Origin of the sequence: Sphingomonas tagetis, from assembly GCF_024211275.1 — a bacterium.
Taxonomy (GTDB): Bacteria; Pseudomonadota; Alphaproteobacteria; order Sphingomonadales; family Sphingomonadaceae; genus Sphingomonas; species Sphingomonas tagetis.
The window spans coordinates 78,793-104,265 of the sequence record NZ_JAMLDX010000010.1 but is presented as its reverse complement, the minus strand read 5'-3'; the positions used below and the strand labels follow the sequence as shown (position 1 = coordinate 104,265).

Here is a 25,473-nt window from a genome sequence, read left to right as displayed (position 1 = left end):
AGTGCGGAGTTATTTTCAGCGTTCGATCAGCTCACGAATGCGAGCGGCAAGATCATCCATGGCGAACGGCTTGGTGATCATCGCCATCCGCTCTTCCAGAAACCCGGAGGCCGCGGTCGCACTTTCCGCGTATCCGGTCATCAGCATGACCTTGAGCGCAGGCCTGTGTACCCGCGCCGCATCGGCGAGCTGGCGGCCGTTGAGACCGGGCAGCCCGATGTTCGTGATGAGGAGATCCACCTGCCGGTCGGATTGCAGGATCTCCAGAGCGGCTCGACCGTCTTCAGCCTCGAGCGTGCGATAGCCGAGTTCGTCAAGCACCTCGACGACGAGCGAACGAACCACGGATTCATCCTCCACGACCAGGACGATCTCCCCGGTTTCGGCAATGGCGTCGTCGCTCTCCATTTCCAACGTCTGGTCAAGTTCGCCGTCATGGCGGGGCAGATAAAGCGAAAACGTGGTTCCTTGCCCGACCTCGCTCTGGATCGCGGTGTAACCGTCCGATTGACGCGCGAAACCATAGATCATCGAAAGGCCAAGACCCGTCCCCTGGCCGGTAGGCTTGGTGGTGAAGAACGGCTCGAACGCGCGTTCGATCGTATCGGCGCTCATGCCGGCTCCCGTGTCGCTGACGCGGATAAGGATATAGCTACCTTGCGCGAGACCCGGCGTACCCTCCGCGGTTGCGGCATCGACCTGGCTGTTCGCTGTCTCGATCCGCAAGACGCCGCCGTCCGGCATGGCATCGCGTGCGTTGATCGCCAGATTAAGCACCGCATTCTCGAGCTGGTTTGGATCGCACCGAGTGGGCCACAGGTCAGCGGCAAGCACGAGTTCGAGCGCGATATCTTCACCCAGCGTCCGACGGAGCAGATCCTCCATCGAGGCGATCAGCGGGTTCGCGCCCACGCTGCGTGGGTCGAGCGGCTGACGACGTGCGAATGCGAGCAACCTGTGGGTCAGCCCGGCGGCTCGTTGCGCAGAGGTCATCGCACCGTCGAGAAACCGGTCGATGTCATTGGACCGTCCTTGGGCAACACGTCGCTTGATCAGGTCGAGGCTGCCGGTAATGCCCTGAAGCAGGTTGTTAAAATCATGCGCGATGCCGCCAGTCAGTTGACCGATCGCTTCCATCTTCTGCGACTGGCGCAATGCTTCCTCGGCGTTGCGCAGGGCCTCGGTTCGCTCTTCGATCCGCACTTCGAGCGTCGCATTGAGCGCCCTTAGCGCGGTCTCGGCCTCGCCTCGCTCGATGACCTGGCGAGTTCGTTCGGCGACCTCCTGCATGAACTCGATCTCTTCGTCGGTCCACTGCCTGGGATTCTGGTCGTTGAGATAGACGATCGTCCGCAGCCGGCCCGCGCGGAGGAACGGCACGACCAGAATGGCACGGGTGTCCACTGACGATGCCGTTGCGCGCGTTTCCGCTTCATCGCTCACCCGATCGGACAGCAGATCGCCTACCACCACGGTCTCGCCTGCGCCGAGCTTCGCCACGATCTTCGTCCCGAACGCGCTGGCGGGAAAACGCCCGAGTAGCGGCGGCACGCGGCCGTTGGTCCAGCAGATCGAATAGTCGAACAGGTCTTCGTCCCGATCGAGCTGGCCGTAACCGACCCGCGCGACCCCAAAGAAACGCCCCATCAACTCGCACGCCCTGGTAAGCGCGGTGTCCGTGTCCGGACCACGAAGCGCGTCACTCAGCTCGAGCATAAAGGCGTGGCGCGCCTCGGCGAGCTTTCGCGCGGTAATGTCGATCGCCGTGCCCATGGCGCGCACGCAGCGCCCCTGCTCGTCGAACAGCCCGCGACCCTTCGCGGCCACCCAGCGGATGCGGCCATCTTCGCGGCCGACCGTGCGATATTGCACATCGTAGGTCGCGCGCGTGATGGGATCGAGCGAACTTGCGAACGCCGCGCTGGTCGCTTCCACATCTTCCGGATGCAGTCCGCTGTAGAAGTCGCCCATCTTGCACGGCACATCAGGAGATATGCCGAACATGGCCTTGGTGCGGTTCGACCAGGTCAAGGTATCGGTCAGCAGATCGAGATCCCATGTCCCGATCTCGGCGGCATCCGTAGCGAGGCGCAGTGACTCTTCGCTGACCGACAGACGCTCTTGTTCCACTCGCCGGTCGGTAATGTCGCGCAGGAAGCCGATAAACGCTGATCGGCCCGTCCCCGGTGTCTGGACGATCGCAAGTTCCACCGGAAATTCCCGCTCGGCTTTATCGATCGCTGTGATCTCGATCCGGCGGTTGATCACACGCGCCTCGCCGGTTTCCTGAAACCGCCGCATGCCGGTGTCATGGCGCTCGCGATACCGCTCGGGGATGATCAGATCGCCCAGCGTATGGTCGAGGGCCTCTTCCGCCGTCCAGCCAAAGATCTTGTGAGCGACCGCATTCCACCCGACAACCACGCCGGCGCCGTCGATCGCCACGACTGCGTCGAGCACCGAGTCCATGATTGGCTTGAGCACTTGATCGACAGGGTCGTTCTGGAGCGACATCATTCGGGCCTCGCCAGTGGACGCGGTCGCCTGAACCTTCCCACCTGCCGACGATACGTGTCTGCCCCCGTCAATGGCAACCGAATGTCTGAAGCATCATAGCTGCACGATATTCCCGTCCTCCTTGGTGAACGCGGCTGGCTTGCGGTCGAGGAGTTCGAGGACACTTTCGGACGGGCGGCATAGCTTCGTGCCCTTCGGTGTCACGACGATCGGCCTGTTCACCAGGGCTGGATGCTCGATCATGGCCGCAATGATTGCTTCATCGGGCACCTGAGAATCGAGTAAGCCTAATTCGGCAGCGGGCGTACCCTTGTCACGCATGATGTCGCGAGGCTTGGCGCCCATTGCGCCAAGCAGGTTCTCAAGTAGCGGACGCGTCCAACCGGCGTTGCGATATTCAACGATCAGCGGCGCATATCCAGCCGCCTCAATCATCGCGAGCGTGTTGCGCGACGTGGCGCAGTCAGGGTTGTGATAGATCGTGATCGGGAATGCGTCGGTCACTCGGGGCTGTCCTCTTTCAAGAGCCATCCGAAAAATGCGATGGCGAAAAGCGTGCCCGCGAGCTGCCCCGCGATGAAGACGGCGACTGACGACGGCGCAATCCCCGCGAATGTGTTGGACAGGCTTCGGGCAACCGTCACCGCCGGGTTTGCAAACGAAGTTGAAGCGGTGAACCAGTATGCGGCAGTGATATAGAGACCGACCGCGACCGGCGTGAATTCGGGCCTCGATCGCTGCGTGGTCACAATCGTCCCGATCAGACCGAAGGTGGCAATTGCCTCGGCAACTCCCTGCGGCCAGCCATCGCGCAGCCTGGACGAGACTTGAAAAAGCGGCTCGGCGAACATGAGGTGCGCTGACCACACCCCGACGATTGCACCCACGAACTGTGCCGCAACATAAAGCAGCGCGGCGCGCGCACTTATCCCGCGCCTCATCATAACGGCCAGCGTCACGGCCGGGTTGAAATGGGCACCCGAGGCAGGTCCGAACATGTGAATCAGGACGACCAGCCCCGCTCCTGTGGCGATCGTATTGCCGAGGAGCGCGATCGCGTCGTTACCCCCGGCGAGTCGCTGCCCCATGATACCGGAGCCGACCACCACGGCGAGCAGCATCGCGGTGCCCACCAGCTCGGCAGCTGCGCGACGGGACAGCGTCATCGCGAGCAGCAATCGGCTTCCTGCGCCATGTCAACCAGAGACCCGCAGATCTCGGGACGCCCCGCGCAACAGTCGGCGACAAGGAAGCCCAGCAAGTTACGCATACGATCATAATCCGCCGTATAGATGATCGACCGGCCTTCGCGCCGCGACTGGATCAGCCCCGCAGTGCCCAGGATCGTCAAATGCGTCGAAAGCGTGTTGGGGCGCGCTCCGACTTCACGAGCAATATCGCCCGCCGCCACGCCTTGCGCGCCTGCTCGCACCAGCAGACGGAACACGGCGAGGCGGCTCGCATGAGCAAGCGCCGACAGCGCGGCCACGGCCGTGGGCAATTGCATCAGCAGCACGCCTTCGCGACCGGTTGCGGCGCGCAGCACGCACGATCGTCGGGGATCGCTTCGTCCTCGCCATATGCGGTCGCTTCGCCATGGGTGAAGAATGTTTCCCAACGGACGCCGGCGGTGTCGGTTACCCAGGACTTGTCGGACTTCGCGTAGCAGCACGTCGCCGCCGCCTGATCGAAGGTCTTGGAGCCTGCGGTTTTCAACCTTGTGGCGAGCTCGGCAAGCTCATCCGGGTTATCGACCTGGATACCGACATGATCGATCCCGGTTGCGCGAGCCCGCGACGATATTGCGAGATTAACGCGCGGATCGTCGAGCATCCACTTCGCATAGTCATCCTTCACAACATCTGGAGCCGCGTCGAACAGCGTACTGTAGAAGGTGATAGCCTGCTCGATGTCGGGCACGCTGACGTGCATGTGAAGGCGCTTCATAACCACTCTCTCAGTTGATTCGATAATTCGAATATCCTCGAATTATCGATTCGACAAGCCCCCCGGTGGATGGAGAAGCTGCATGTGTCAGCCGGCGAGCGAGGCGAGCAGGTTACCTCTCCGATTACCGGTCTTGTGAGGGCCGGGAACTATTACATCATGCTGATCGTCTGGGAGCAGCCCTCCGGCATCGGACATCATCGACAGTCCGCTCTCTTCAAACGGGACGATCTTCATGTCTGGTTCCATCCTCATTCTGTTTGCTGAAGACGAGCCGCTTATTCAGTCGGCTGCAGAAGACGCGCTTGTCGATGGCGGGTACCACGTCCTCGCCGCCAGCAACGGCCAGGATGCGATACGGCTGCTGGATGAGCGAATCGAAGAGATCGGCGGGCTCATTACCGACGTGCGAATGGGAGCAGGACCAACCGGCTGGGAGGTAGCACGTCACGCACGGTCGCTGAACCCGGAGCTTCCCGTCGTCTATACCACTGGCGACAGTGCGGCGGACTGGGCCGCCGAGGGTGTCCCCAAAAGCGTCGTCGTCCAGAAGCCCTATGCCGATGCCCAGGTGCTGGCAGCCATTTCCAGTCTCATGATTATATCCAGCTGATCCAGGGGCCGAACCGGATCGCAAGCGATTGCAGACCTCCGACGTAGCGAGGTCATCTTGCGCGCATCTGCCTCCTGAGGCGAGGCGATCAGTGGAGCTCGGCGAGCGTTATACCGCTGCTACCTCGCGCTTCGATCAGAGACCCCTAATTGTCGCCGGGGTCATACCGGATCGGTGTCGCATTGGTGACCAGCATCACCGAAGCTACCGCGGCCTCGCACTCCTTCTTCGAGCCGTAGCCTTCTCCGTACGCGACGATATTGTCCGGCTCCCGCACCAACCGCCACTTCCATGGCCCTCGTGCGCCGACAGCTTTGGCCTCCGCACCCTGCCTAGTTATTTCAAAGTACATTTCAGCAACTCCCTAAGATAGTCATTATCAGGGCGAGTTACGTCTGTTACAAAGACAACTATTCTCAGACATCGTCAGGTAACCGATGTCATGATCCGGCTCCTCTCCAGCCTGCCTTTGCCTTACCCACAATGGCTATTTTGGGTTAACGGATCAAGCTCGTTTTGAGTTGCGTTGAACAGTACTACTTTTTGTAATGATTTCGTGGGGGCATCGCGGCAGGGTTTCGGGTTCCAACGGCAACCGGGTGCCGGAAGTGAGCTGAGCGCGGTCACCCAGCGCCAGCGGTGAGGTAACGCAGCCGCTGATCTTTCCAGTATGCCGGGACGCCGTCAGCACCGGTCGGCACCAGCCCGTCCACGTCGCTGCGCAGGTTGTCCGCAAGGATGGCGTCGACGATCTCCGGCGACAGAAATGCCAGCCGCACCACCCGCGTCATCCACGATGCGCTGACCCCTTCCTGAGCTGCCAGCTCGTTGATGCGGATCTCACCCTCGCGCAGGATCGTCCACCACCGCCGCGCGGTGACCAGCAGCTTGAGCGCCGAGTGGTCCGACCCCGAAGATAGCGCCGCCGCGCGGCCGTCGCGGTGGACCAGCCGCACCACCCTGCCGAAATGGCGGGTGAACTTCACCGAGACTTGGTCGCTGGGCAAACTGTCGCTGCTCGGGCGGGTGAACTATTTTAGCGAGTTCACGGTCACATCGAGCACGAACGTAGCACAGACATTCGGCGACGAACTAGTCGCCGATGTCGAGGCGACCTATACCTTCAACGACCATTTCTCCCTGTCGGTCGGCGCGCAGAACCTGTTCGACAATTATCCCGACAAGGATCTGCGCTCGATCGATCCGTTCACCGGCCTGCCCGGCAACGGCAATCAATATATCGATGTTTCGCCATTCGGGTATAGTGGTGGCTTCTGGTATGTGAGGGCCGGCATCAAGTTCTGATGCGGTCATGCTGCGGGGGTGGCCTCGGCTGCACCCGCAGCAGCTCATTTCCGCCTGCGACGCCGGCCTGCGTCGCACAGGTCGACGTCTTTCCCCGTCAGCTTCCCAACAGTTCGACCGGCGTCGCGCTTGCGTAAAAGTCGAGACGACGCAGGAACGCCAGCGGGTACTTGGCGGTCACCAGCGCGCCGGACGGCGTGTTGACCCAATCATAGGCGCGCGTCAGCGTGAAGCGAAGCGCGGCGCCACGACACAGCGTCGCGAACGCCGCGCGCTCCTCGGCGCTCAGCTCGAACATTTGCCGATATCCTTCGACCAGCGCGGCCGCGCGATCGGCATGATAGCGGCTACCATCGTCGTCGAAACACCATGCGGCATGCGTGATCGCCAGATCGTAAATGCGGACGTCCGTGCAGCTGAAATAGAAGTCGATCAGTCCGGTAACCTCGACACCCTGCATCAGCACATTGTCGGGAAACAGGTCGGCATGAATTACGGCTTGAGAAAGCTGCTCCGGCCAGTGCGCGCTCAGGAATGCAAGCTCGGCCGAGATGCGATCGGCGAAGTCCGGTGCGATGGCGTCGGCATGCGCGCGACATTGCCCGGCGAGCGCGTGCCAGGCCGGCACCGCCATGCTGTTGCGGCGGCAACCCTCGAAATCCGCGCCGGCGGCATGAAGCTGGCCCAGCGCGCGTCCCGCCGCCCGGCTCCGCGCCACATCGGGCTCGGTGACGGTGTCACCGCTCAGGAACTCCACCAGACAGGCCGGTCGCCCGGCCAGCTGCTGGAGCCGGCGGCCTTGCCGGTCCGGAATGAAGCGCGGCACGCGGCAACCACGCGCCGCGAGATGATCGAGCAGGTCGATGAAGAAGGGCAGGTCCGCGCGATCCACACGGCCCTCGTAAAGTGTCAGGATGAACTGGCCGCGCGTCGTTTCCACACGGTAATTGCTGTTCTCCACGCCTGCGGCGATGCCGGCCACGGCGCGCAGTTCGCCTACGTCATAGCCAGCGAGGAACGCGGCCAGCTCGGTTGTGGATACCTGGGTATAAACCGCCATGTCAGCTGCCTGCCCGCCCGATGCCCGTCATGATGTTCATGGCCCGCGCCTAAGCGATCAGGGCATTGGGAAGCGGCCGATCCTGCGGCATCCGCGGCAATTCCTTTGGCAGAGGGCGCCCCAAGCACCACATTACGCCGGGCTGCCGGGACGCCGGCCGCGCCCGGAAAGTTCAATCAGACAGCGGGATCGAGCGTGCCGAGCCAAGCGACCAGCGCGATGATCGCCACCGCGGCCCCGGTCTCGACGATCAGCGACAGCCGCAAATGCGCCAGCGTCGTAGCCGGCATGCCGCCTTCCAGCGCGGGCGTCAGCCGCCAGCGATTGGCAGCCGCCAGCCCAAGCATCAGCCCGAACAGCACCAGCTTCGCGCCCAGCAGCCAGCCATAGGTGCTTCCGAGCAACGCCGGCAGCTGCGCCACACCCATGATCATGACGGCGTTGATCGCCCCGCTAATAACCAGCGTCGCCACGATCAGCGTTCCCATGACGGAAAAGCGCGCGAGCATCCGCGCGACATGCTGCACCTCGCCCGTCGTCGCGCGCACGGTCAGCACCGCATGCAGCAGCACCGCCAACGCGCCCGTCCAGCCCGCCGCCGCCCAGATATGCGCCACATCGGCCGCGCGGTGTAGCGATCCGACCGTATCCTCGGTCGCACCGGCATGGCCGGTCCAGGCCAATGTCGCCGCCGCGACTGCCGCAGGCAACAGCGCCCAGCGCCAGCCGTGCGGCAACGCCGCCGCGACCAGCGCCAGCACCAGCGCGGCACCGCGAACCGCCAGAACCGGGCCGATCGGCGTCATGGTCAGGAGGATCCATGCGGTCGCCCAGTCGGGGGATGAGATCGGCGTACCGGTCATCGCCGCTGCGCTCGCCAGCAGCCACAGCGCCGACAGCAGCGCACCGCTAATGGCGAGCAGTGCGACGATGCCGCGCCGCCCGGGCAAGCCCATGGTCCACCAGAACAGCGGCAGGCCCATCAGCAGCGCTAGGTCGATCATCAGCGCGAACCGCGCCGCGATCAACGCCCCCTCGACCATTGCCGCTTACTTCACCTTGAAGGTGTAGCTGCCTTCCATCTTATGCTGGTCGGCGCCGACGATGTGCCACTTCAGCAGATAGGTGCCGGCCGGCAGCGCGCGCGGCAGGGTGAGCGTCATCGTCTTGCCCGCAACGCTGGTCTTGAACCCCTTGATCGGCATCGGCGCGTGGTCCGCCATGCCCGGCATCCCGGTCATGGTGAGATCGACGCCGCTCAAAGGGCCCATGAAGGCCTCGGAAAAGGTAAGCGTCAGCTTGGTCGGCTTGGCCACGGTCGCGTTCGCGGCGGGGGTGGACGAGACGAGCTTGACGTGTGCGGCCGCAACGCCGGGCAGGATCAGCGTGAGCGCGGCGAGGGTCGGGAACAGGCGAGTCATCGGAAATCTCCAGCAATTGGCAGCGGGAATACGCAGCGGCTTGCCCGTACCCTCACCCATGCGCATAATTTTTAGTGGCGGATCAGGAACCACGTCGAGGGAACGATGCACGACATGCGTATGCGGTCATGAAGATGGAGATTACCGGATGACCGATCTGGACCAGATGCTCGATGCGGTGCGGACGATGCCGACCGACGTCCGGCTCGAGCAGTTGGACGACGCCGTGCTACGCGGTGTTGCCGTGCGGCGCGATCGGATCGCCGCACGCCGCAGCCTGGCGCTGGCCGGACTGCTGGCGATCGGCGTTGGCTGGGCCGGCAGCATCGTGCCCGCTGCACCGGCCCAGGCGTCGCCCGTATCGATTGGCATGTCGGACTACGCCCCCTCGCGCCTGCTCGGCCAATGAGCGCTCGGCGGTATCTTCTGGTCGCGCTGGTCGCCTTCACCGCTGCGCTCGGCGCGGTGCTGGCCGCGCGGGCATGGTTCGTGCCAACGCCTCGCGTCGAAAGCCAGGTTCATACGCTGCTTCATCGCCAGTTGACGCTCGATGCCGATCAGGAGCGCCGCATCCATGCGCTGGAGGCCGCCTTCGCCAAACGCCGCGAGGCGCTGGAGGCGGAAATGCGCGCCGACAACGAGCGGCTCGCCGCGGCGATCGTCGCTGAACATGGTTATGGCCCCAAGGTTGGCGAGGCGGTCGATCGGACTCACCACGTCATGGGGCAGCTGCAAAAGGAGACGCTTCAGCATATCTTCGCGATGCGCGGCGTGCTGCGACCGGACCAGGCCGCCCAGCTCGACGCCGCCATCGTCAGGGCGCTGACTCAGCCGGCCCGGTGACCGCGCCCGAGGCCGACGACAGGGCGCTCGCCGCCGCCGCGCTCGCGGGACAGCAATCGGCCTATGGCGAATTGATGCGGCGGCACCGTGACGCGGTGTGGCGGCTCGCGCGAAGCCAGGTCGGCGACGCCGACGAAGCGCTGGACATCGTGCAGGAGACCTTCGTGTCGGCCTTTGCTGCACTGTCGCGCTATGACGGCGCCCGACCGTTTCGCGTCTGGATCGCGCGGATCGCGATCAACAAGTGCCGCGACTGGGCGCGGCGGCGCACAGTTCGCCGTTTCTTCACCTTCGCCAAGCCGATCGACGATGCGCTAGATCTCGCCGACCCCGGGGCCTCTCCTGAGGCCGCGCTTCACTCCTCGTACGAGCTGTCGCGGATCCACGCCAGGATCGCGGCGCTGCCAGCGACGTTGCGCGAAGTCCTGCTGCTGCGGACGATCGAGACGATGGGCCAGGCCGAAACCGCGGAGGTGCTCGGTATTACCGAAAAGGCGGTCGAAACCCGGCTCTATCGCGCGCGTGCCAAGCTTGTGGAACTTTTGAGGGATTGAGCAGGCTCGCGCGTATCACCCGGCATGAATCATCAGTCCATCGACCGCCGCACCCTTTTCAAGGGCGCCGCCGCGCTCACGCTGGCACAGGCCTTCCCCAGCTGGGCGCGCAGCGGCACGGCAGGCCTACGCCCTGAATCCGGCACGCTGTCGGGGGATAGGATCGCACTCACCGTCGGCGAAAGCCATTTCAGCACGGGCGGCCGCTCGGCGCATGCGATCACCATCAACGGCACCCTGCCCGCCCCGCTCATCCGCCTGAAGGAAGGTCAGCATGTCCGGCTCGCCGTCACCAACAATCTCAAGGAAGATACCTCGATCCATTGGCACGGGTTGATTGTGCCGTTCCAGATGGACGGTGTTCCCGGCATCAGCTTTCCCGGCATTCGCCCCGGCGAGACCTTCACCTATGACTTCCCGATCCGCCAATATGGCACTTACTGGTATCACAGCCATTCGGGGATGCAGGAGGCGATGGGCCATTACGGCCCGATCGTGATCGATCCTGCCGGCGCGGATCCGGTGCAGAGCGACCGGGAGCATGTCATAGTGCTGTCCGACTGGTCGCCGGTCCATCCGCATGTGCAGTTGAAGCGCCTCAAGCAGTCGGGCGGCTATTACAACATGCAGCGCCAGACGCTCGCCGGGCTGCTGGCGGGCAAGGACCAGTCGCTGCAGGAGCGCGTCGACTGGGGCAAGATGCGCATGGACCCCACCGATATCTCGGACGTCACCGGCGCGACCTATAGCTACCTGATCAACGGCCATGGCACGCCGGAGAACTGGACCGGGCTGTTCGCGCCCGGCGAACGCGTGCGCCTGCGCATCGTCAACGCCTCGGCGATGACCAATTTCAATGTCCGCCTGCCCGGCCTGGCGATGACGGTGGTGCAGTGCGACGGCCAGCATGTCCAGCCTGTGGAGACCGATGAGTTCCAGATAGGCATCGCCGAAACCTATGACGTGATCGTCCGGCCGACCGAAGCGACCGCCTATGGCCTGATTGCCGAGGCCATCGACCGCTCCGGCCTGGTTCGCGCGACGCTCGCGCCGCGGATCGGCATGGCCGCGCCGATCCCCGCGCTGCGGGAGCGGCCGCTGCTGACGATGAAGGACATGGGCATGGACATGTCGGGCATGGACATGGGCCAGGGCGGCGTGATCGACCTCAGCAGGCCCGCCAGCAGCGGTTCGGGTGGCCACAGCATGAAGATGCTGGACCCGTCGGTCGCGCCACAAGTGCCGATGGGTCCGGGCGTCGCATCGCTGTCGGCAATGCCCGCCGACCGCACCGCCGATCGACCGACGGGGCTGGAGGATGTCGGTCACCGCGTGCTCACCTATGCCGAGTTGCGCTCGCTCGAACCCAACCAGGACACGCGCAAGCCGACCCGCTCGCTCGTCATCCACCTCACCGCCAACATGGAACGCTATATGTGGTCGTTCGACGGCGTGAAGCTGTCCGACGGTGCCGATCCGATCGCCTTCCGGCACATGGAGCGCGTGCGAGTCACGCTGATCAACGACACGATGATGCCGCACCCGATCCACCTGCACGGTCATTTCTTCGAGCTGGTCACTGGCGACGCCGACCACAATCCGCGCAAGCATACGGTCAACGTGCTGCCCGGCGGCAAGGTCAGCTTCGATCTCACCGCCGATGCGCTGGGCGACTGGGCGTTCCACTGCCACATGCTGATGCACATGCACGCCGGGATGATGCGAGTCGTGACGGTCCGCGCCGGGGAGGACGCAGCATGATGAACGCGATTGCCGCCGCAACGCTGCTGCTGGCCGCCGCGACGTATGGCGCGCCGGTCCAGGACGGCCAGGCGGCCCAACCCGCCAATCCGCATGCCGGCCACAGCATACCCGCCGCCAGTGACAATGCGCCCACCAGCGAAGATGCGGATGCCATTCCGCAGGGTGTCGCTCCGCCAGTGCCCAAGGATCACGCCGCCGATGCGCTATTCGACCCCGAAGTGATGGCCAGGGCGCGCGCCGCGATGGCCAAGGAAAGCGGCGGCATGGCCTTCTCGAAGCTGATGCTCGACCGCCTCGAGTTTCGCGGCCGCAAGGGAAGCCACGGATACGCATGGGAAGGCGAAGGCTGGATCGGCGGGGACATCAATCGCTTCGCGGTCAAGAGCGAGGGCGAAGGCGAACTGGGCGGCGCGCTTGAAAGCGCCGAGGTGCAGGCACTCTACAGCCGCGCGATCAATCCGTGGTTCAATGTCGAGGCCGGCCTACGCCACGATTTCCGGCCCAATCCGCAACGCACTTATGCCGTGGTCGGTATCGAAGGGCTCGCGCCCTATTGGTTCGAAGTCGGCGCGCAGGCATTCGTCTCCGACAAGGGCGACGTGCATCTCCGGCTTGAGGGAAGCTACGACCAGCGCATCACCGAGCGGCTGACCCTGCAGCCCGGGGCCGAGCTGAACATCGCGCTGCAGGACGTGCCTGAGCTGGGCATCGGTTCGGGCATCTCCGACGCCGAGATCGGGCTGCGCCTGCGCTACGAGATCGCGCGCGAATTCGCGCCCTATGTCGGGATCGAATGGGAGCGCCGCTTCGGCGGTACCGCCCGTCATGCGCGCGCGGCCGGGCACGAAGCGGCATCCACGAGCTTCGTCATAGGCGTGCGCTTCTGGTTCTGAAACGCACGGCATAAGCTGCTGCACGACACCGCAATCTTGGCATCGAATCGCCCAGTCATGGCCCCCTTCGCGCATTCGCGCCGATCCGTTGCGCTAATCTCGTCCGCGATACCGAAGAAGGATGAGTTGGATGCTGCGGTCTGTCTGTCTTGGGTTTCTCGCTTCATGCGCGCTGATGGCCGCCAAGCCGGCCGCCGCGCAGGAAGAATCTGACGCGTGGCGGTTCAGCGGTGAGTTCGATCTGCTTGAGTTGCGCGCCGGCAAGGGCGACGAGCTCTTCATCTGGGACGCGACCTTCTCGCTGGGTAATGACACCGATCAGGTGATGCTGACGACCTCGGGCGGCGGTGCGCTGGGCAATCAGATCGACGAAGTCGACGCCAAGCTGCTGTACGGCCGCACCATTGGCGCCGCCACGCTACTGGTGGGGGTGCGCCGCGACATCAAGCCGCACAGCGACTGGCACGCCGCATTCGGCCTGCAGGGCACGTTAGGCACCCGGCTCGATTGGGAAACCTATCTTTTCGTGGCCGAGACCGGCCAGGTGACCGGGGAAGTGCAGGCCATTTACGACCTGCCGATCACCCAAGTGCTGCATCTCGAGCCGCGCGTCAAAATCGCATGGTCGGCGCAGGAACATCTGGCCGAGGCGACCCGCCCCGGGTTGGCCGAGGCGGAAACCGCGCTGCGCCTGCGCTACACGCTCAACGAGCGCGTCAACACTTATGCCGGCGTGGTTCACGAACGCTTGCTCGGCGGCACGCGCCGGCTGGGCCGTCAGCAGGGGGACGCGCTGGACTCGACGATGGCGCTGATCGGTATCGGGTTCAACCTCTAGCGAGGTGGCGTTCGGCCAGCGCGACGTGCAATCCGATGCCGTGGCCCAGCACCTCGTCGTTGAAGTCGTAATGCGGGTTGTGCAGCGGCACCGAGCCTTCCGGCTTCGCTTGACCCAGCCAGATATAGGCACCCTTGCACGCCTGAAGCATGAAGGCGAAGTCTTCCGAGGTGAACGCCGGCTCGGGCGCCACCTGCGCCGTGCCGACCGTCGCCGCCGCGTCCAGCGCCTCCTGCGCCGCCTCCGCGTCGTTGATCGTCGCGGGATAGTAGCGTGTATAGTCGACCGTCGCGGTGAGCTCGTTCGCTCGCGCGACGCCGTCGGCGATCTGCCGCAGCGATGCCTCGATCCGGTCCTGCACTGCCGGATCGAAGGTGCGCACCGTGCCCGCTATCGTCACTCGCTCTGGAATGACATTGTGCGTGTGGCCCCCATGGATCTGCGTTACCGACAAGACTGCGGACGCCGTCGGCGCGATGCGGCGAGCGATGATCGTGTTCAACTGCTGCACCAGCGCGGCCGCTGCGAGGATCGCGTCCGGGCTGTCCTGCGGAATCGCGGCATGGCTGCCGCGTCCGGTCAGGGCGATCTCGAACTTGTCGGCGGCGCCCATGATCGGGCCGGCCCGCGTGGCGATCGTGCCCGCCGGAAGGTCCGGCCAATTGTGCAACCCGAACACGCGGTCGCACGGGAAGCGCTCGAACAGCCCCTCCTTCACCATCTCACGCGCGCCGCCGAGCCCTTCTTCGGCGGGCTGAAAGAAGAAGTTGATCGTTCCGTTGAAGTTGCGGGTGCGGGCCAGATGCTGCGCGGCACCGAGCAGCATCGCGACATGCCCGTCATGGCCACAGCCGTGAAAGCTGCCCGGCGTCTTGCTGGCATAAGGCAGATTGGTCTGTTCATGGATCGGCAGCGCATCCATGTCCGCGCGCAGCCCGATGCTGCGCATGGAAGTACCATGGCGCAGCACGCCCACCACACCGGTGCGGCCAATGCCTTCATGCACCTCCAGCCCCAGTTCGCGGAGCTGTTCGGCGATGCGTGCGGCGGTGCGGTGTTCGTGGAAACCCAGCTCGGGATTGGCGTGGATGTCGCGGCGGAAGGCGACGAGCGGCTCGATCAGGCTGTCGATTTCCGTCATGGCTATCGCTCCTGCTGCTGTTCGCCGAACAGATGCTGGATTGGATAATGATATTTGACGAACGGCGACTTGATCACGACGTAGCTGAAATATTTCTCGATGCCATAGTCGCTTTCCAGCATCCCCTCGATCAGCTCCTGGTACCGCGCCACGCCACGCGTCACGAACTTCAGCAGATAGTCATAGCCGCCGCTGACCAGATGGCATTCGACGACCTCGTCGAGCTTGCGGATGCGGCTCTCGAACCGCGAGAAGTCGCCGGCGCGATGCTCGGTCAGCGTCACCTCGGTGAACACGGTGAGATATTCGCCCAGCTTCTGCAGGTTGACATGCGCGCCATAGCCGGTGATGTAGCCCGCCTTCTCCAGCCGCTTCAGGCGCGTCAAGCAGGGGCTGGGCGACAGTCCCACCGCATCGGCCAACTCGACATTGGTGATGCGGCCGGATTGCTGAAGTTGCGTCAGGATCTTCAGATCGATCCGGTCCAGTCTTGGTCCGCCCAGCATGTCTCAGCTCCCCGATATCTCAACCCACCGCGGCGCGAATATCCGCCTCTTCGAGCAGATCGTCTAGCGTGTTGCGGATGCGCGCGAAGATCATGTCCATTTCGCCGTCCGACGCACACAGCGCGGGCGCCAGACCGATGATATTGTCGGCGAAAGCGCGGAAGATCACGCCATTGCGGTAACCGCGCTCGAAGAGCCTGTCGGCCAGCTTGAGGGCGGGATCGAAGCGAGTCTTGTGGCCCTTGTTCGCGACGAGCTCGATCGCGCCCAGAAGGCCGCGGCCGCGCGTATCGCCCACCATGGGATGATCGGCGATCCCCGCCAGCCCGGCGGCAAAGCGCGTGCCCACACGCTGCCCGTTGGCCAGGATACCGCCCTTGGTATAGAGGCGCAGCACCTCCAGCCCCACTGCGGCGCTGACCGGATGCCCCGAATAGGTCGCGCCATGGCCGATCACGATATCGGCAGCCGCGCCGTCGGCGATGCCCTGATACACCTTGTCGGACATCAGCACGGCGCCCATCGGGACGTAGCCGGCGGTCAGCCCCTTGGCGAGTGTCATGAGGTCGGGCGTCATACCCTCCGCCTCGCACGCGAACATCGGGCCGGTACGGCCAAAGGCGGTGATCACCTCGTCCGCCACCAGTAGGATATCGAGTTCGGTGCACGCCGCGCGCATCGCCTTGAGCCAGCCGACCGGCGGCACGATCACGCCGCCCGAACCCTGGATCGGTTCGCAGAAGAAGGCCGCGACATTGTCGGCGCCAAGCTCGGCGACCTTATCGCGCAGCTGCTGGACCGACCGCGCGATGATCGCGGCATCGTCGCCCTCGAGCTCGCTGCGATAGGGATAGGGCGACGGGATATGGTGCTGCCAGCGCAGCGGCAGATCGAAGCCGCGATGGAAATTGGCAAGCGCGGTCAGCCCCGCGCCAGTGGTACTCGAGCCGTGATAACCGCGCTCCAGCGCGATGCACTGCTTCTTCGCCGGCTTGCCGATGGCGTTGTAATAATGGGTGATGTAGCGGATCGCCGAATCCACGGCATCCGACCCGCCCAGCGTGAAATAGACGTGGTCGAGCCCCTCGGGACTGAGCTCGACGAGGCGTTGCGCCAGTCGCACGGCGGGCTCGCTGCCGAAATGGAAATAGCCTGTGGCATAGGGCAACCGGCGCATCTGATCGGCCGCCGCCTCGACGATGCTGTCCTGGCCATAGCCGACATTGACGCACCACAGCCCGGCGAACGCATCGAGCAGGTCGCGCCCCTCGCGATCCTTGAGCCACATGCCCTTGCCGCTTTCCAGCAGGATCGCGCCATGCGTCTCATGGCCGCGAAACGAGGTGACCGGATGGATCAGGTGGTCGCGATCGATCTCCAGCAGGGAGCGGTTGGATTGCAGCGTCATCGCAGGACTCGTCATTGTGGTCATGCGGCAAGCCTAATCGCCTCGCGCGGACGGAAAGTCCGACATGCCCGATGAGGCGGCCTGCGAATCTCAAATCGCGCAGCACCGCGGCATATAATGCCGAGCGCCCGGTCCGGTCAGGATAGCGCCTCGGCAACCGCCCTGCCGCATTGCTCGGTGTCCGCGCTCCCTTTGAGATCACGGGTACGCAGGCCCGGTTCGGCCAGCACCGTCTCGACCGCACGCATGATCGCCGCGGCGGCGTCCGGCTCGCCGAGATGCTCGAGCATCATCGCCGCCGACCAGATCTGGCCGATCGGATTGGCGATCCCTTTGCCGGCGATATCGGGCGCCGAGCCGTGGACCGGCTCAAACAGCGAGGGGGTGGTGCGTTCGGGGTTGATGTTGGCCGACGGCGCGACGCCGATCGTCCCCGTGCAGGCCGGGCCCAGGTCGGAAAGAATGTCTCCGAACAGATTGGATGCGACGACGACATCGAACCGGTCGGGATTCATAACGAACTGCGCGCAAAGGATGTCGATATGATATTTGTCGTGCGTGACGTCGGGATAGTGGGCAGCCATCTCCTCCACGCGCTCATCCCACCACGGCATGCTGATCGCGATGCCGTTCGACTTGGTGGCGGAAGTGACGTGCCTGCGCTCACGCGTGCGGGCAAGATCGAAGGCGTAGCGCAGCACCCGCTCGGTGCCGTGCCGTGTCATCACCGTCTCCTGCATGACGATCTCGCGCGGGGTGCCGGGGAACATCTTGCCGCCGACCGAGCTGTATTCGCCCTCGGTATTCTCGCGCACCACCCAGAAATCGATGTCACCCGGCTCGCGCCCGGCCAGCGGGCACGGCACGCCTGGCATCAGCCGGACCGGGCGCAGATTGATATATTGGTCGTATTCGCGCCGGAACTGCAGGATCGACTGCCATAGCGAGATGTGGTCGGGCACCGTGTCGGGCCATCCGACCGCACCGAAGAAGATCGCGTGCGGATCGCCGATCTGCGCCTTCCAGTCATCCGGCATCATCTGGCCGTGCCGGGCGTAATAATCGCAATTGGCGAAATCATGCCATGTCTGGTCCAGCGTGAAACCATAGAGGCCCGCCGCGCGCTCCAGCACGCGCACGCCCTCTGGCATGACCTCCTTGCCGATGCCGTCGCCCGGTATCACCGAGATCTTGTAGTTGCGCTCAGCGGACATGGCCTTCTCCGATCGCGCCCTTAGCCGGAGCGCTTATAGTGACAATGACGAGGACGTTGCGGCCGGGCTAGAGCTTCAGCCCACCGATATGGAACGCCTTGGTCTCGAGATACTCGTCGATCCCGGCATGCGCGCCTTCACGACCCAGCCCCGACTGCTTGATGCCGCCGAACGGCGCCATTTCCATCGCCATGCCGCCGGTGTTTAGCACGACCATGCCAGCCTCGAGCCGCTCGCCCACGCGGAATGCGCGGTGCAGATTCTCGGTGTAGAAATAGCTGGCGAGCCCGAAGCTGGTGTCGTTGGCCAGCGCGATTCCCTCCGCCTCGTCGCCGAAACGGAACAGCGGCGCGACCGGGCCGAACGTCTCCTCATTCGCCAGGCGCATGTCGCGCGTCGCGCCGGTCAGAATGACTGGCGTGGCGAAGCGACCGCCGGTCGCGCCCTCCGGCGCCTTCGCGAACAGCGTCGCGCCGTGCGCCAGCGCATCCTCGATATGCGCGGTGACCTTCTCGACCGCCGCCGCGTTGATCAGCGGGCCGATCGTGCTGCCGGCCTGATCGCCCGGCGCGACGTTGAGCTCAGCGACCGCCTTGGCGAGCTTTTCGGCGAACGCGTCGTAGACACCATCCTGCACCAGGATGCGGTTGGCGCAGACGCAGGTCTGGCCGGCGTTGCGGAACTTGCTTGCCATCGTGGCCGCCACCGCAAGGTCGAGATCGGCATCGTCGAACACCATCAGCGGGGCGTTCCCGCCCAGCTCCAGGCTCAGCCGCTTGATCGTGTCGGCGCTCTGCCGCATTAGCAAGGCGCCGACGCGGGTCGAACCGGTGAACGACAACTTGCGCACCGTCTCGCTGCCGGTCAGCACGCTGCCGATCGGGGCGGCCTGCCCGGTGACGATGTTGAACACGCCCTTGGGGAAGCCGGCATCCTCGGCCAGCTTGACCAGCGCCAGCGCGCTGTAAGGTGTCAGTTCGGACGGCTTGACCACCACCGGGCAGCCCGCCGCCAGCGCCGGCGCGCATTTGCGGGTGATCATCGCCGCCGGGAAGTTCCACGGTGTGATCGCGGCCGAGACGCCGACCGGCTCCTTCATCAGCAGGATGCGACGATTGGCTTCGGGCGCGGGGATGATGTGGCCGTCGGTGCGGCGCCCTTCCTCGGCGAACCATTTGATGAAGCTTGCCGCATAGCGGATCTCGCCCTCGGCCTCGGCGATCGGCTTACCTTGCTCGGCGGTCATGATCCGGCCGAGATCGACGACATTGTCCATCACCAGCGCGTACCAGCGCTCGAGCAGCGCGGCGCGCTCGCCCGCCGTCTTCGCGCGCCAGGCCGGCCATGCCGCGCTCGCAGCGTCGACGGCGGCTTGTGTATCGGCTTCGCCGCAGTCGGGGATCGTGCCGATCGTCGCGCCGGTAGCCGGGTTGTCGACCTCGAGCGTCGCGCCCGAGCGGGCGCCGGTCCATTCGCCGCCAATAAAGGCACGCTGGACGAAAAGGGCGGGATATTTGAGAGTCAGCGTCATCCGAGTGCCTGTGTCGTGAGGGTGAAGACGGTGGCCGTGGGATCGACCGGCGGCATGGGTCCGCGCACCATTCGGATGACGCGACCGACGCAGGGCAAGCCCAGCGAGTCGAGCCAGGGGGCCAGGCCGCTTTCCTCGGGTACATCGATACGGCAGAAGATGCCGCTGTTCGACCCCAGCCAGTGCGAGATGAGCGCCTTCGCGCCGCCAATATCGGGGGCGATCGTCGGCCCCACGACATAGCCGCGACCGAAGCGGCGGAACAGCGAGAAGCCCACCGGATCGTGATCCCGCGTCAGCACGATGCCCGGCGTGCCGACCACCAGCGCGTCGAGCAGCGCATCGCGGTTCATGCCGCTCGCCCGCAGCGTCAACGAACGAAGCGTGTCCATGTCCTTGCTGCCCAGCGGGCGGACGCGTTCGTCCGGGATCAGGTCCGCCATCGGCACCGAGAATGCGGCGCCCTGATGCTGCACGATCGCCCCATATTCGACGAATCCCAGCTTGCGATAGAGCGGCAGCCCGACATCGGTAGCGTTAAGGCGCACGGTGCGATCACCCAGATCGGCGAGCATCACCTCCATCAACTGACGGCCGATCCCCCTGCCCTGCACCTTGGGCGCCACGATCACCATGCCGATAGCCGCCGCGTCCCCACCGAAGCGCCAAGCCATGGCGGTGCCGACGACCTCGCCGTCATCCTCGGCGACATAGCCGAAGCCGACACTGAGCATCATGTCCCAGTCTTCGACGCGATGCGCCCATTTCTGTTCACTCGAGAGCGCTTGGGCGGCGACCAGATCCTGAGGCGTCATTCGCCGCAGTCCCACCATTGTTTCAACGCCCGCTACCATGGATCCGCTCCTTCGACGGGCAGCCATCGCCCACCCCATGTTCCAGAATCGATGATAAGGGTTTAGCCGGACGGGCTGGCATTCGCTGCCGCCTTCGCATTTAATTTGGAAGATTATCGCGCGCAGCTTCGCCGCGGATGCAGCAAATGCCGCGGCAACATCACGTCCGAGATGCCTCCATTCGTCAGGCGCCCGGCGCGACCATGCGGGATCAATAGCCGCGGTCGCGGGCGACTTCGCCGTCCATCGGCGCACCCGCGACATGGCGGCGGATATTGGCGATCAGCGCGCGCGCGCCGCTTTCCGCGCTGGTCGTACTGGCGATATGCGGGGTCAGCAATATGCGCGGATGCGACCAGAAGCGATGGTCGGGCGGCAGCGGCTCGGGATCGGTCACGTCGAGCACCGCCCCGCCCAGATGCCCGTCGTCGAGCAAGCTCAACAAGTCGTGATCGACCAGATGCCCGCCGCGCCCGACATTGACCAGACTCGCCCCGCGCGGCAGCTGGGACAAGGTCCGGCGATCGAGGATGCCGCGTGTATCCTCGGTCAGCGGCAACAGGCAGATCAGGATATCGGTGCTCGCCAGAAAGCCGGGGAGTCCCGCTTCGCCGGCATGGCACTCGACGCCGGCGATGCTGTGCGGCGACCGGCTCCAGCCGGAAAGCGGAAAGCCGAACGCGGCCAGCGAGCGCAGCACAGCCTGACCCAGATTGCCCAGGCCCATGACGCCGATCCGGCGTGCTTCCGCCGGCACCAGCTTGAGCGGCGCCCAGCGCGCGGCGCGCTGCGCCACCCCGTAATCGATCAGGTCGCGGTGAAGCGCCAGCACCGCCATGCTGACATATTCGACCATCCCGGCCGCGATGCCCGGCTCGATCATGCGGACCACACGCACATGATCGGGCAACGTGGCCATGTCAAACTGATCGACGCCCGCGCTCACCGAAAATACGACCTCGAGCGCGGGCAAGCGCGCGATCAATTCGGTCGAGGGTTCCCACGCCGCGAGATAACGGACCGATCCAAGATCGGGCGCATCGGTCAGTTCGGTGAACTCGATCTCGGGCGCTTCGGCGGCAAAGATATCGCGCCACACCTGTCCGCGTGCTGCATTGGATGTGTGAAGCAAGCTCATACCGCCGCCTTTCGAACAGAGCCCCGCCGCTGGCTGGCGACATGCCACCACATGATCGGCCCGCTCACGGCCAATGTGCCCAGCGCGAGTGCGACGAGCAGCAGCAATATGCGTCCGACCGTGCCCAGCACGTCCCCGGCATGGATCGGCAGCACGGTCATCCATAGCGCGGTGTTGCGATCGGCCGGCGTCGCGCTGATCAACCGGGCGTGGGCCAGGCTGACGACCGCGCGATGCACCGCGCGCGCATTGCGCTCGGGCGCGTGGAAATTGACGATCAGGCGCTCCCCGGCGATCCGGGCGTCGCGGAGCCGGCTGGCTGGAAAACGCGCCTGCGCCAGGGCAAGGCCACGATCGACCGCGGCGGCGTTCGTCACGGTCGCTGGCGGCGCGGGGGCGGCGCTGGCCGCGATCTCCGGAATCACCAGCATCAGGCCGGTGGTGGCGAGGATCATCAGGAACGCGGCGGCCACGACGCCCAGCGTGCGGTGCGCCTGCCGCAAGACGAGGCGCGGCGCCAGCGTGCAGCGGATCGCCAAGGCCTTGGCTGGGTTCCGCTTCGGCCACCAATAAGCCACCCCGCTCACGGCCATGAACAGCAGCGCGAGCCCGTTGAGTGCGATGATCACCATCCCGGCCTTGCCGGCGACAAGCTGGTAATGGATCTGCAACGCGGTTTCGACCGGAAAGCGAAGCAGGCCGCCCGCGCGCAACACCGCGCCGCCCGCCGGATCGATCGAGACATAGCCTGCTCGCCCCGCCTCGTCGCTGAGCTGCGTCATCCACACCGCGCCCGGGCCGTCAGGCGCAAACACCCGGGTGACGTGATAGCCAGGCATGGCGCGGCCGGCTCGTTCGACGGCTGCGCCCGCCGAGATGGACTGGCCCTGGCCGCGACTGGTCATGCCTGCCGGATTGATCGCCCGGGCAGCCGGTCCGGCGAAGACCAGCAGCGCGCCGGTGACCGCCTGAACCAGTAGAAAGGCCGCGATGCCCAAGCCCGCGATACGGTGAAAGCGAAGCCATCGGGCGCGGGACAGCATGGGGTTCGTCACTCGAAAAGATCAGCGGCCGCCGTCCGGGGGCGTGTGGAGAGGGACGGCGGCCGCCGGGCCGGCGCGCGCGGCCCAAGCCGGAGACGATCAGAACTTGAAGCTTGCCCGGACCGAGAAGCTGCGCGGCGCACCCGGCTGGATCCACATCGCCGCATACGAACTGGCGTAATATTTCTTGTCGAACAGATTGTTGACGTCCGCCGACAGTTTGATCTGATCCGTGATGTCGATCGACCCGGTCACCCGCGCGATCGTATAGCTCGGCAGGAAGAAGGTCGTCGCGGTCTCGCCCAGACGGCGATCGACATAGGTCACGCCCGCGCCCAGCATCGCCTCATGACCGCCGATCGTGAAGCTCTTGAACAGCAGGGCGTTGCCCTGATGGCGCGGAATGTTGATCAGCGGGTCGCCCTCGCGGATCAGGAACCCGAAATTAGGGTCACTGGCGTTGGTCGCCCATTCCGCGTCGGTATAGGCGTAGGTCAGGAACAGTTCGAACCCTGCGCCGAGCTTGGCGTTGAGGTCGAACTCGATGCCCTTGCTGCGTGCCGAGCCGCCCGGCCGCGAGAAGCCGGCATTGGCGGGATCGGCGGTCAGCACACCATCCTTGGTCATCGTGTAGAGCGACAGGGTGCTGGTGATGCGGCCGTCCGATGTGATGAACTTGGCGCCGACTTCGTAAGATTCGCTGTTTTCCGGATCGAACGGCTGACCGTTGAAGCCGACACCGCTGTTCGGCCGGAAGCCCTTGCCGTAGCTCGCATAGATCGACACGCTGCGGCTCGGTTCGAACACCAGGCCGGCCATCGGGCTGAACTTGGTATAGGTCTTGCGCGGGTTGGAAGGCGGGGTCAGGCGTACGTCGATGTCCTGGTCGAAATGGTCGTAGCGGCCACCGAATCGCACCTTGAATTGGTCGGTGATCTCAACCTGATCCTGAGCATAGATGCCCCATGCCTTCTGCACTTCCAGTGCGTTCTGGATGGCTGTCGTGGGCGTCGGAGCGGGGATGTTATAGTTGGGAGTGAAGATATCGATCGAATAGGACTGGTCCGCCGCGACCGGGCGATAACGCGTCTGAAATGTATCGATCTCGAATTTGTCCCAGTCCGCGCCGACCCGGATATTGTGACGGATCGACCCGGTATCGATCTTTCCGCTGATCTCGCCGCGCAGCACCATGTGGTTGGTGCTGTAATCGCGGAAACGCCGCTGGCGGGTCAGCGTGCGCCCGTCATTGTCGAGGCGCTGGCGCGAGAGGACGAGTTCGGGATCGCTGGAAAAGCCGATGAATGTCGTGTCCTTGTATCCCGCACCCAGCATCAGCGTCCACTCGTCGCTGAAATCATGCTGGAACTGCGCCTGATGGCCCAGCACCTCGACGCGGATCGGGGGATCGTTCGGATTGGCCAGGTAACGCGAATTGGGAATCGCGCCCAGATTATAGCTGATCGTCCCGTTGGCGTTCACCGTGGGAATGGCGACCACACCGCGTTCGAACGGAACGCTCTGGTTCACATATTCCAGCTCGTAAGTGAAGATGTCGGAATCCGAGAACTTGGCGAGGAAGGACGGCGTCAGCGTATATTTGCGGCTGCGCACGAAGTCGCGGAAGCTGCCGGCATCCTCCGAAGAACCGGTGATCCGGACCGCGACGCCGTCGCTCAGCGGCAGATTGAAATCACCTTCGACACGATAGGTTTCAAAGCTGGCCGCTCCGACCGAGAAGCTGCCGCCTTTTTTGAAGTTCGGCTTCTTGGTGACGATATTGACCGTGCCGCCCGGCTCACCGCGCCCGAACAGCGCCGAGTTCGGCCCCTTGAGCACTTCGATGCGCTCGACGTTCGATGCATCGCGCGGGCCGCCATAACCACGGCCGCCGTTGAAGCCGTTGACCAGGAAGCCGCTCGGGAAATTCTCGTCGCCGGCAAAGCCGCGAATGGCGAAGCTGTCCCACAGGCCGCCGAAATTGTTCTGCTTCGAAACGCCGCTGGCCAGTTCGAGCGCGGTGTCGAGGCGTGTGATGTTGAGATCCTCGAGCAGTTCACCCTGCAGGAACTGCACGGCCTGCGGGATCTCCTTGACCGGCGTGTCGCCGAAATATTGCTGCTTCAGGCCGCTGACCACGATCTCGTCCGAGGGCGACGACTGGGCGTCCTGAGCGTGAGCGGCGGAAGCGAAGGCGACCGCGGCAGTGCCAGTGGCAAGAACCAGACGAAGATTTGAAGGCGTGCGCATGTGTATCCCCCTTTATTTTCAAGCGTTTCCGCACCTCCTGCGAGACGGAGCGGTCGCAAATTTATCTAGGCTCCGTGCGAACCTTAAGGTTCTGTCGGCGGGGCCGGCACCTTTTCAGAGTGGCATTTTCCAGCGTACTGCCGATCGAAGCTATGCCTGATCGCGGATATAATGCGTTGAACTTGACGTGCCGGACGGCGCAATATTTTGATTCACGCGCTCGCATGGAATAAAAATGCCGCAGCGGCCCGACACGCTTTTTGCAGGGTTCAGGTAACGGTGACGTAGATCTTGCGGACAGTTTCGATCGTCTTCCACACGCCGACCCAGCCGGGCTTCAGAACGAAGGAGTCGCCGGCCGAATAGATCACCGGTTCGCCGTCCTTCGGCGTCAGCTCGATCTTGCCGGAGAGCAGGTAGCAAAACTCGTAGACCTCGCCCTTGATCGAGTGCGTGACGCCCGGCGTGGCTTCCCACACCCCAGTGTCGACGCGGCCGTCCTTGTCCATGTCCTGCGGCCAGCTCTTGAACTTCGGATTACCGGAGATCAGGCGCTCGGGAAGCGGCTCGGCATGCTTCGGCTCGAAGGTCGGATTCTGTTCGATGGTCTTTAAGAACGCCATGCTTGCCTCC

General features: G+C 64.6%; 29 protein-coding genes. 8 read left to right on the top strand and 21 right to left on the bottom strand.

Annotated features, from left to right (window positions below; all coding sequences use genetic code 11):
- Nucleotides 1–15: 15 nt before the first annotated feature.
- The 6 genes from M9978_RS13865 to M9978_RS13840 form a co-directional block, all read right to left on the bottom strand.
- On the bottom strand, nucleotides 16–2,514 hold the full coding sequence (locus M9978_RS13865) for a PAS domain S-box protein (protein ID WP_302054015.1): 2,499 nt from the start codon (nucleotides 2,512–2,514) through the stop codon (nucleotides 16–18).
- Between the two features lie 96 nt (nucleotides 2,515–2,610).
- Nucleotides 2,611–3,021, bottom strand: a complete 411-nt coding sequence (gene arsC, locus M9978_RS13860) for an arsenate reductase (glutaredoxin) (protein WP_367305102.1) — start codon at nucleotides 3,019–3,021, stop codon at nucleotides 2,611–2,613.
- Complete coding sequence (locus M9978_RS13855) at nucleotides 3,018–3,677, bottom strand: MIP/aquaporin family protein (RefSeq protein WP_302054014.1); 660 nt, start codon at nucleotides 3,675–3,677, stop codon at nucleotides 3,018–3,020. The genes arsC and M9978_RS13855 overlap by 4 nt, the downstream gene beginning before the upstream one ends.
- A gap of 2 nt (nucleotides 3,678–3,679) precedes the next feature.
- A complete protein-coding gene (locus tag M9978_RS13850) occupies nucleotides 3,680–4,024 on the bottom strand; it encodes an ArsR/SmtB family transcription factor (protein ID WP_254294233.1) in 345 nt (114 codons plus the stop codon).
- Complete coding sequence (locus tag M9978_RS13845) at nucleotides 4,024–4,449, bottom strand: ArsI/CadI family heavy metal resistance metalloenzyme (RefSeq protein ID WP_254294166.1); 426 nt, start codon at nucleotides 4,447–4,449, stop codon at nucleotides 4,024–4,026. Before M9978_RS13845 ends, M9978_RS13850 begins: the two co-directional genes overlap by 1 nt.
- 102 nt (nucleotides 4,450–4,551) lie before the next feature.
- Nucleotides 4,552–4,701: a hypothetical protein gene (locus tag M9978_RS13840; protein WP_254294164.1), complete on the bottom strand. Its 150-nt coding sequence runs from the start codon at nucleotides 4,699–4,701 to the stop codon at nucleotides 4,552–4,554.
- Here M9978_RS13840 and M9978_RS13835 point away from each other — a divergent pair.
- The gene (locus M9978_RS13835; protein ID WP_254294162.1) at nucleotides 4,700–5,077 is read left to right on the top strand and encodes a response regulator; all 378 of its coding nucleotides are present in this window, start codon (nucleotides 4,700–4,702) and stop codon (nucleotides 5,075–5,077) included. The genes M9978_RS13840 and M9978_RS13835 overlap by 2 nt on opposite strands.
- Before the next feature lie 145 nt (nucleotides 5,078–5,222).
- On the opposite strand, the gene M9978_RS23380 is transcribed toward M9978_RS13835, so the two are convergent.
- Together M9978_RS23380 and M9978_RS23375 are read right to left on the bottom strand one after the other, a co-directional pair.
- A complete protein-coding gene (locus tag M9978_RS23380; RefSeq protein WP_367305101.1) occupies nucleotides 5,223–5,429 on the bottom strand; it encodes a DUF1508 domain-containing protein in 207 nt (68 codons plus the stop codon).
- Between the two features lie 271 nt (nucleotides 5,430–5,700).
- Nucleotides 5,701–6,063 carry a hypothetical protein gene (locus M9978_RS23375; protein ID WP_254294160.1) on the bottom strand — a complete coding sequence of 121 codons (363 nt, stop codon included), beginning with the start codon at nucleotides 6,061–6,063 and terminating at the stop codon, nucleotides 5,701–5,703.
- Here M9978_RS23375 and M9978_RS13825 point away from each other — a divergent pair.
- Nucleotides 6,053–6,382 (top strand): TonB-dependent receptor, encoded by a 330-nt coding sequence (locus M9978_RS13825; protein ID WP_254294158.1) that lies wholly within the window; start codon nucleotides 6,053–6,055, stop codon nucleotides 6,380–6,382. The two genes, M9978_RS23375 and M9978_RS13825, sit on opposite strands and share 11 nt — an antisense overlap.
- Nucleotides 6,383–6,479: 97 nt before the next feature.
- Here the strand turns inward: M9978_RS13825 and thrB are convergent, their stop codons facing one another.
- From thrB to copC, 3 genes are all read right to left on the bottom strand, one after another.
- Nucleotides 6,480–7,442 carry a homoserine kinase gene (gene thrB, locus M9978_RS13820; RefSeq protein WP_254294156.1) on the bottom strand — a complete coding sequence of 321 codons (963 nt, stop codon included), beginning with the start codon at nucleotides 7,440–7,442 and terminating at the stop codon, nucleotides 6,480–6,482.
- Between the two features lie 176 nt (nucleotides 7,443–7,618).
- Nucleotides 7,619–8,485 carry a copper homeostasis membrane protein CopD gene (copD, locus tag M9978_RS13815; protein ID WP_302054008.1) on the bottom strand — a complete coding sequence of 289 codons (867 nt, stop codon included), beginning with the start codon at nucleotides 8,483–8,485 and terminating at the stop codon, nucleotides 7,619–7,621.
- 6 nt (nucleotides 8,486–8,491) lie between these two features.
- Complete coding sequence (gene copC, locus M9978_RS13810; protein WP_254294152.1) at nucleotides 8,492–8,863, bottom strand: copper homeostasis periplasmic binding protein CopC; 372 nt, start codon at nucleotides 8,861–8,863, stop codon at nucleotides 8,492–8,494.
- A gap of 148 nt (nucleotides 8,864–9,011) precedes the next feature.
- On the opposite strand from copC, the gene M9978_RS13805 reads away from it, so the two are divergent.
- The 6 genes from M9978_RS13805 (at nucleotide 9,012) to M9978_RS13780 (ending at nucleotide 13,755) form a co-directional block, all read left to right on the top strand.
- Nucleotides 9,012–9,272: a hypothetical protein gene (locus M9978_RS13805; protein ID WP_254294151.1), complete on the top strand. Its 261-nt coding sequence runs from the start codon at nucleotides 9,012–9,014 to the stop codon at nucleotides 9,270–9,272.
- Nucleotides 9,269–9,706, top strand: a complete 438-nt coding sequence (locus M9978_RS13800; protein ID WP_254294149.1) for a periplasmic heavy metal sensor — start codon at nucleotides 9,269–9,271, stop codon at nucleotides 9,704–9,706. The genes M9978_RS13805 and M9978_RS13800 overlap by 4 nt, the downstream gene beginning before the upstream one ends.
- Complete coding sequence (locus M9978_RS13795) at nucleotides 9,703–10,260, top strand: RNA polymerase sigma factor (protein ID WP_254294146.1); 558 nt, start codon at nucleotides 9,703–9,705, stop codon at nucleotides 10,258–10,260. The genes M9978_RS13800 and M9978_RS13795 overlap by 4 nt, the downstream gene beginning before the upstream one ends.
- A 24-nt stretch (nucleotides 10,261–10,284) precedes the next feature.
- Complete coding sequence (locus M9978_RS13790) at nucleotides 10,285–12,021, top strand: copper resistance system multicopper oxidase (RefSeq protein ID WP_254294143.1); 1,737 nt, start codon at nucleotides 10,285–10,287, stop codon at nucleotides 12,019–12,021.
- Nucleotides 12,021–12,917, top strand: coding sequence for a copper resistance protein B (locus M9978_RS13785; protein ID WP_254294231.1), 897 nt, complete (start codon nucleotides 12,021–12,023; stop codon nucleotides 12,915–12,917). Before M9978_RS13790 ends, M9978_RS13785 begins: the two co-directional genes overlap by 1 nt.
- A gap of 175 nt (nucleotides 12,918–13,092) precedes the next feature.
- A complete protein-coding gene (locus tag M9978_RS13780; RefSeq protein WP_254294141.1) occupies nucleotides 13,093–13,755 on the top strand; it encodes a copper resistance protein B in 663 nt (220 codons plus the stop codon).
- Here the strand turns inward: M9978_RS13780 and M9978_RS13775 are convergent.
- The 10 genes from M9978_RS13775 to M9978_RS13730 form a co-directional block, all read right to left on the bottom strand.
- A complete protein-coding gene (locus M9978_RS13775) occupies nucleotides 13,745–14,896 on the bottom strand; it encodes a M20 aminoacylase family protein (protein ID WP_254294138.1) in 1,152 nt (383 codons plus the stop codon). The two genes, M9978_RS13780 and M9978_RS13775, sit on opposite strands and share 11 nt — an antisense overlap.
- Before the next feature lie 2 nt (nucleotides 14,897–14,898).
- A complete protein-coding gene (locus tag M9978_RS13770) occupies nucleotides 14,899–15,402 on the bottom strand; it encodes an Lrp/AsnC family transcriptional regulator (protein ID WP_254294136.1) in 504 nt (167 codons plus the stop codon).
- Between the two features lie 19 nt (nucleotides 15,403–15,421).
- Nucleotides 15,422–16,834 carry an aspartate aminotransferase family protein gene (locus M9978_RS13765; protein WP_254294134.1) on the bottom strand — a complete coding sequence of 471 codons (1,413 nt, stop codon included), beginning with the start codon at nucleotides 16,832–16,834 and terminating at the stop codon, nucleotides 15,422–15,424.
- Between the two features lie 113 nt (nucleotides 16,835–16,947).
- Nucleotides 16,948–18,024, bottom strand: coding sequence for a tartrate dehydrogenase (locus tag M9978_RS13760; protein WP_254294132.1), 1,077 nt, complete (start codon nucleotides 18,022–18,024; stop codon nucleotides 16,948–16,950).
- A gap of 67 nt (nucleotides 18,025–18,091) precedes the next feature.
- Nucleotides 18,092–19,555, bottom strand: coding sequence for an NAD-dependent succinate-semialdehyde dehydrogenase (locus tag M9978_RS13755; protein ID WP_254294130.1), 1,464 nt, complete (start codon nucleotides 19,553–19,555; stop codon nucleotides 18,092–18,094).
- Nucleotides 19,552–20,370, bottom strand: coding sequence for a GNAT family N-acetyltransferase (locus M9978_RS13750; protein ID WP_254294128.1), 819 nt, complete (start codon nucleotides 20,368–20,370; stop codon nucleotides 19,552–19,554). Before M9978_RS13750 ends, M9978_RS13755 begins: the two co-directional genes overlap by 4 nt.
- A gap of 250 nt (nucleotides 20,371–20,620) precedes the next feature.
- Complete coding sequence (locus M9978_RS13745) at nucleotides 20,621–21,547, bottom strand: 2-hydroxyacid dehydrogenase (protein ID WP_254294127.1); 927 nt, start codon at nucleotides 21,545–21,547, stop codon at nucleotides 20,621–20,623.
- Nucleotides 21,544–22,590: a PepSY-associated TM helix domain-containing protein gene (locus M9978_RS13740; protein WP_302054007.1), complete on the bottom strand. Its 1,047-nt coding sequence runs from the start codon at nucleotides 22,588–22,590 to the stop codon at nucleotides 21,544–21,546. The genes M9978_RS13745 and M9978_RS13740 overlap by 4 nt, the downstream gene beginning before the upstream one ends.
- Before the next feature lie 99 nt (nucleotides 22,591–22,689).
- On the bottom strand, nucleotides 22,690–24,840 hold the full coding sequence (locus tag M9978_RS13735) for a TonB-dependent siderophore receptor (RefSeq protein WP_254294122.1): 2,151 nt from the start codon (nucleotides 24,838–24,840) through the stop codon (nucleotides 22,690–22,692).
- Nucleotides 24,841–25,109: 269 nt separating this feature from the next.
- Nucleotides 25,110–25,463 carry a cupin domain-containing protein gene (locus M9978_RS13730; protein ID WP_254294120.1) on the bottom strand — a complete coding sequence of 118 codons (354 nt, stop codon included), beginning with the start codon at nucleotides 25,461–25,463 and terminating at the stop codon, nucleotides 25,110–25,112.
- Nucleotides 25,464–25,473 lie beyond the last annotated feature (10 nt).

What these genes read in the sequence shown, in the direction of transcription:
- M9978_RS13740 (WP_302054007.1), bottom strand. Translation starts at nt 22,590, where the DNA reads ATGCTGTCCCGCGCCCGATGGCTTCGCTTTCACCGTATCGCGGGCTTG.
- M9978_RS23380 (WP_367305101.1), bottom strand. Translation starts at nt 5,429, where the DNA reads ATGTACTTTGAAATAACTAGGCAGGGTGCGGAGGCCAAAGCTGTCGGC.
- M9978_RS13840 (WP_254294164.1), bottom strand. Translation starts at nt 4,701, where the DNA reads ATGAAGATCGTCCCGTTTGAAGAGAGCGGACTGTCGATGATGTCCGAT.
- M9978_RS13755 (WP_254294130.1), bottom strand. Translation starts at nt 19,555, where the DNA reads ATGACGCTGACTCTCAAATATCCCGCCCTTTTCGTCCAGCGTGCCTTT.
- M9978_RS13750 (WP_254294128.1), bottom strand. Translation starts at nt 20,370, where the DNA reads ATGACGCCTCAGGATCTGGTCGCCGCCCAAGCGCTCTCGAGTGAACAG.
- M9978_RS13770 (WP_254294136.1), bottom strand. Translation starts at nt 15,402, where the DNA reads ATGCTGGGCGGACCAAGACTGGACCGGATCGATCTGAAGATCCTGACG.
- M9978_RS13775 (WP_254294138.1), bottom strand. Translation starts at nt 14,896, where the DNA reads ATGACGGAAATCGACAGCCTGATCGAGCCGCTCGTCGCCTTCCGCCGC.
- M9978_RS13835 (WP_254294162.1), top strand. Translation starts at nt 4,700, where the DNA reads ATGTCTGGTTCCATCCTCATTCTGTTTGCTGAAGACGAGCCGCTTATT.
- M9978_RS13805 (WP_254294151.1), top strand. Translation starts at nt 9,012, where the DNA reads ATGACCGATCTGGACCAGATGCTCGATGCGGTGCGGACGATGCCGACC.
- M9978_RS13735 (WP_254294122.1), bottom strand. Translation starts at nt 24,840, where the DNA reads ATGCGCACGCCTTCAAATCTTCGTCTGGTTCTTGCCACTGGCACTGCC.
- copC (WP_254294152.1), bottom strand. Translation starts at nt 8,863, where the DNA reads ATGACTCGCCTGTTCCCGACCCTCGCCGCGCTCACGCTGATCCTGCCC.
- M9978_RS13790 (WP_254294143.1), top strand. Translation starts at nt 10,285, where the DNA reads ATGAATCATCAGTCCATCGACCGCCGCACCCTTTTCAAGGGCGCCGCC.
- M9978_RS13865 (WP_302054015.1), bottom strand. Translation starts at nt 2,514, where the DNA reads ATGTCGCTCCAGAACGACCCTGTCGATCAAGTGCTCAAGCCAATCATG.
- copD (WP_302054008.1), bottom strand. Translation starts at nt 8,485, where the DNA reads ATGGTCGAGGGGGCGTTGATCGCGGCGCGGTTCGCGCTGATGATCGAC.
- M9978_RS13730 (WP_254294120.1), bottom strand. Translation starts at nt 25,463, where the DNA reads ATGGCGTTCTTAAAGACCATCGAACAGAATCCGACCTTCGAGCCGAAG.
- M9978_RS13845 (WP_254294166.1), bottom strand. Translation starts at nt 4,449, where the DNA reads ATGCACGTCAGCGTGCCCGACATCGAGCAGGCTATCACCTTCTACAGT.
- M9978_RS13785 (WP_254294231.1), top strand. Translation starts at nt 12,021, where the DNA reads ATGAACGCGATTGCCGCCGCAACGCTGCTGCTGGCCGCCGCGACGTAT.
- M9978_RS13850 (WP_254294233.1), bottom strand. Translation starts at nt 4,024, where the DNA reads ATGCAATTGCCCACGGCCGTGGCCGCGCTGTCGGCGCTTGCTCATGCG.
- M9978_RS13760 (WP_254294132.1), bottom strand. Translation starts at nt 18,024, where the DNA reads ATGTCCGCTGAGCGCAACTACAAGATCTCGGTGATACCGGGCGACGGC.
- M9978_RS13800 (WP_254294149.1), top strand. Translation starts at nt 9,269, where the DNA reads ATGAGCGCTCGGCGGTATCTTCTGGTCGCGCTGGTCGCCTTCACCGCT.
- M9978_RS13745 (WP_254294127.1), bottom strand. Translation starts at nt 21,547, where the DNA reads ATGAGCTTGCTTCACACATCCAATGCAGCACGCGGACAGGTGTGGCGC.
- M9978_RS13765 (WP_254294134.1), bottom strand. Translation starts at nt 16,834, where the DNA reads ATGACCACAATGACGAGTCCTGCGATGACGCTGCAATCCAACCGCTCC.
- M9978_RS13780 (WP_254294141.1), top strand. Translation starts at nt 13,093, where the DNA reads ATGGCCGCCAAGCCGGCCGCCGCGCAGGAAGAATCTGACGCGTGGCGG.
- thrB (WP_254294156.1), bottom strand. Translation starts at nt 7,442, where the DNA reads ATGGCGGTTTATACCCAGGTATCCACAACCGAGCTGGCCGCGTTCCTC.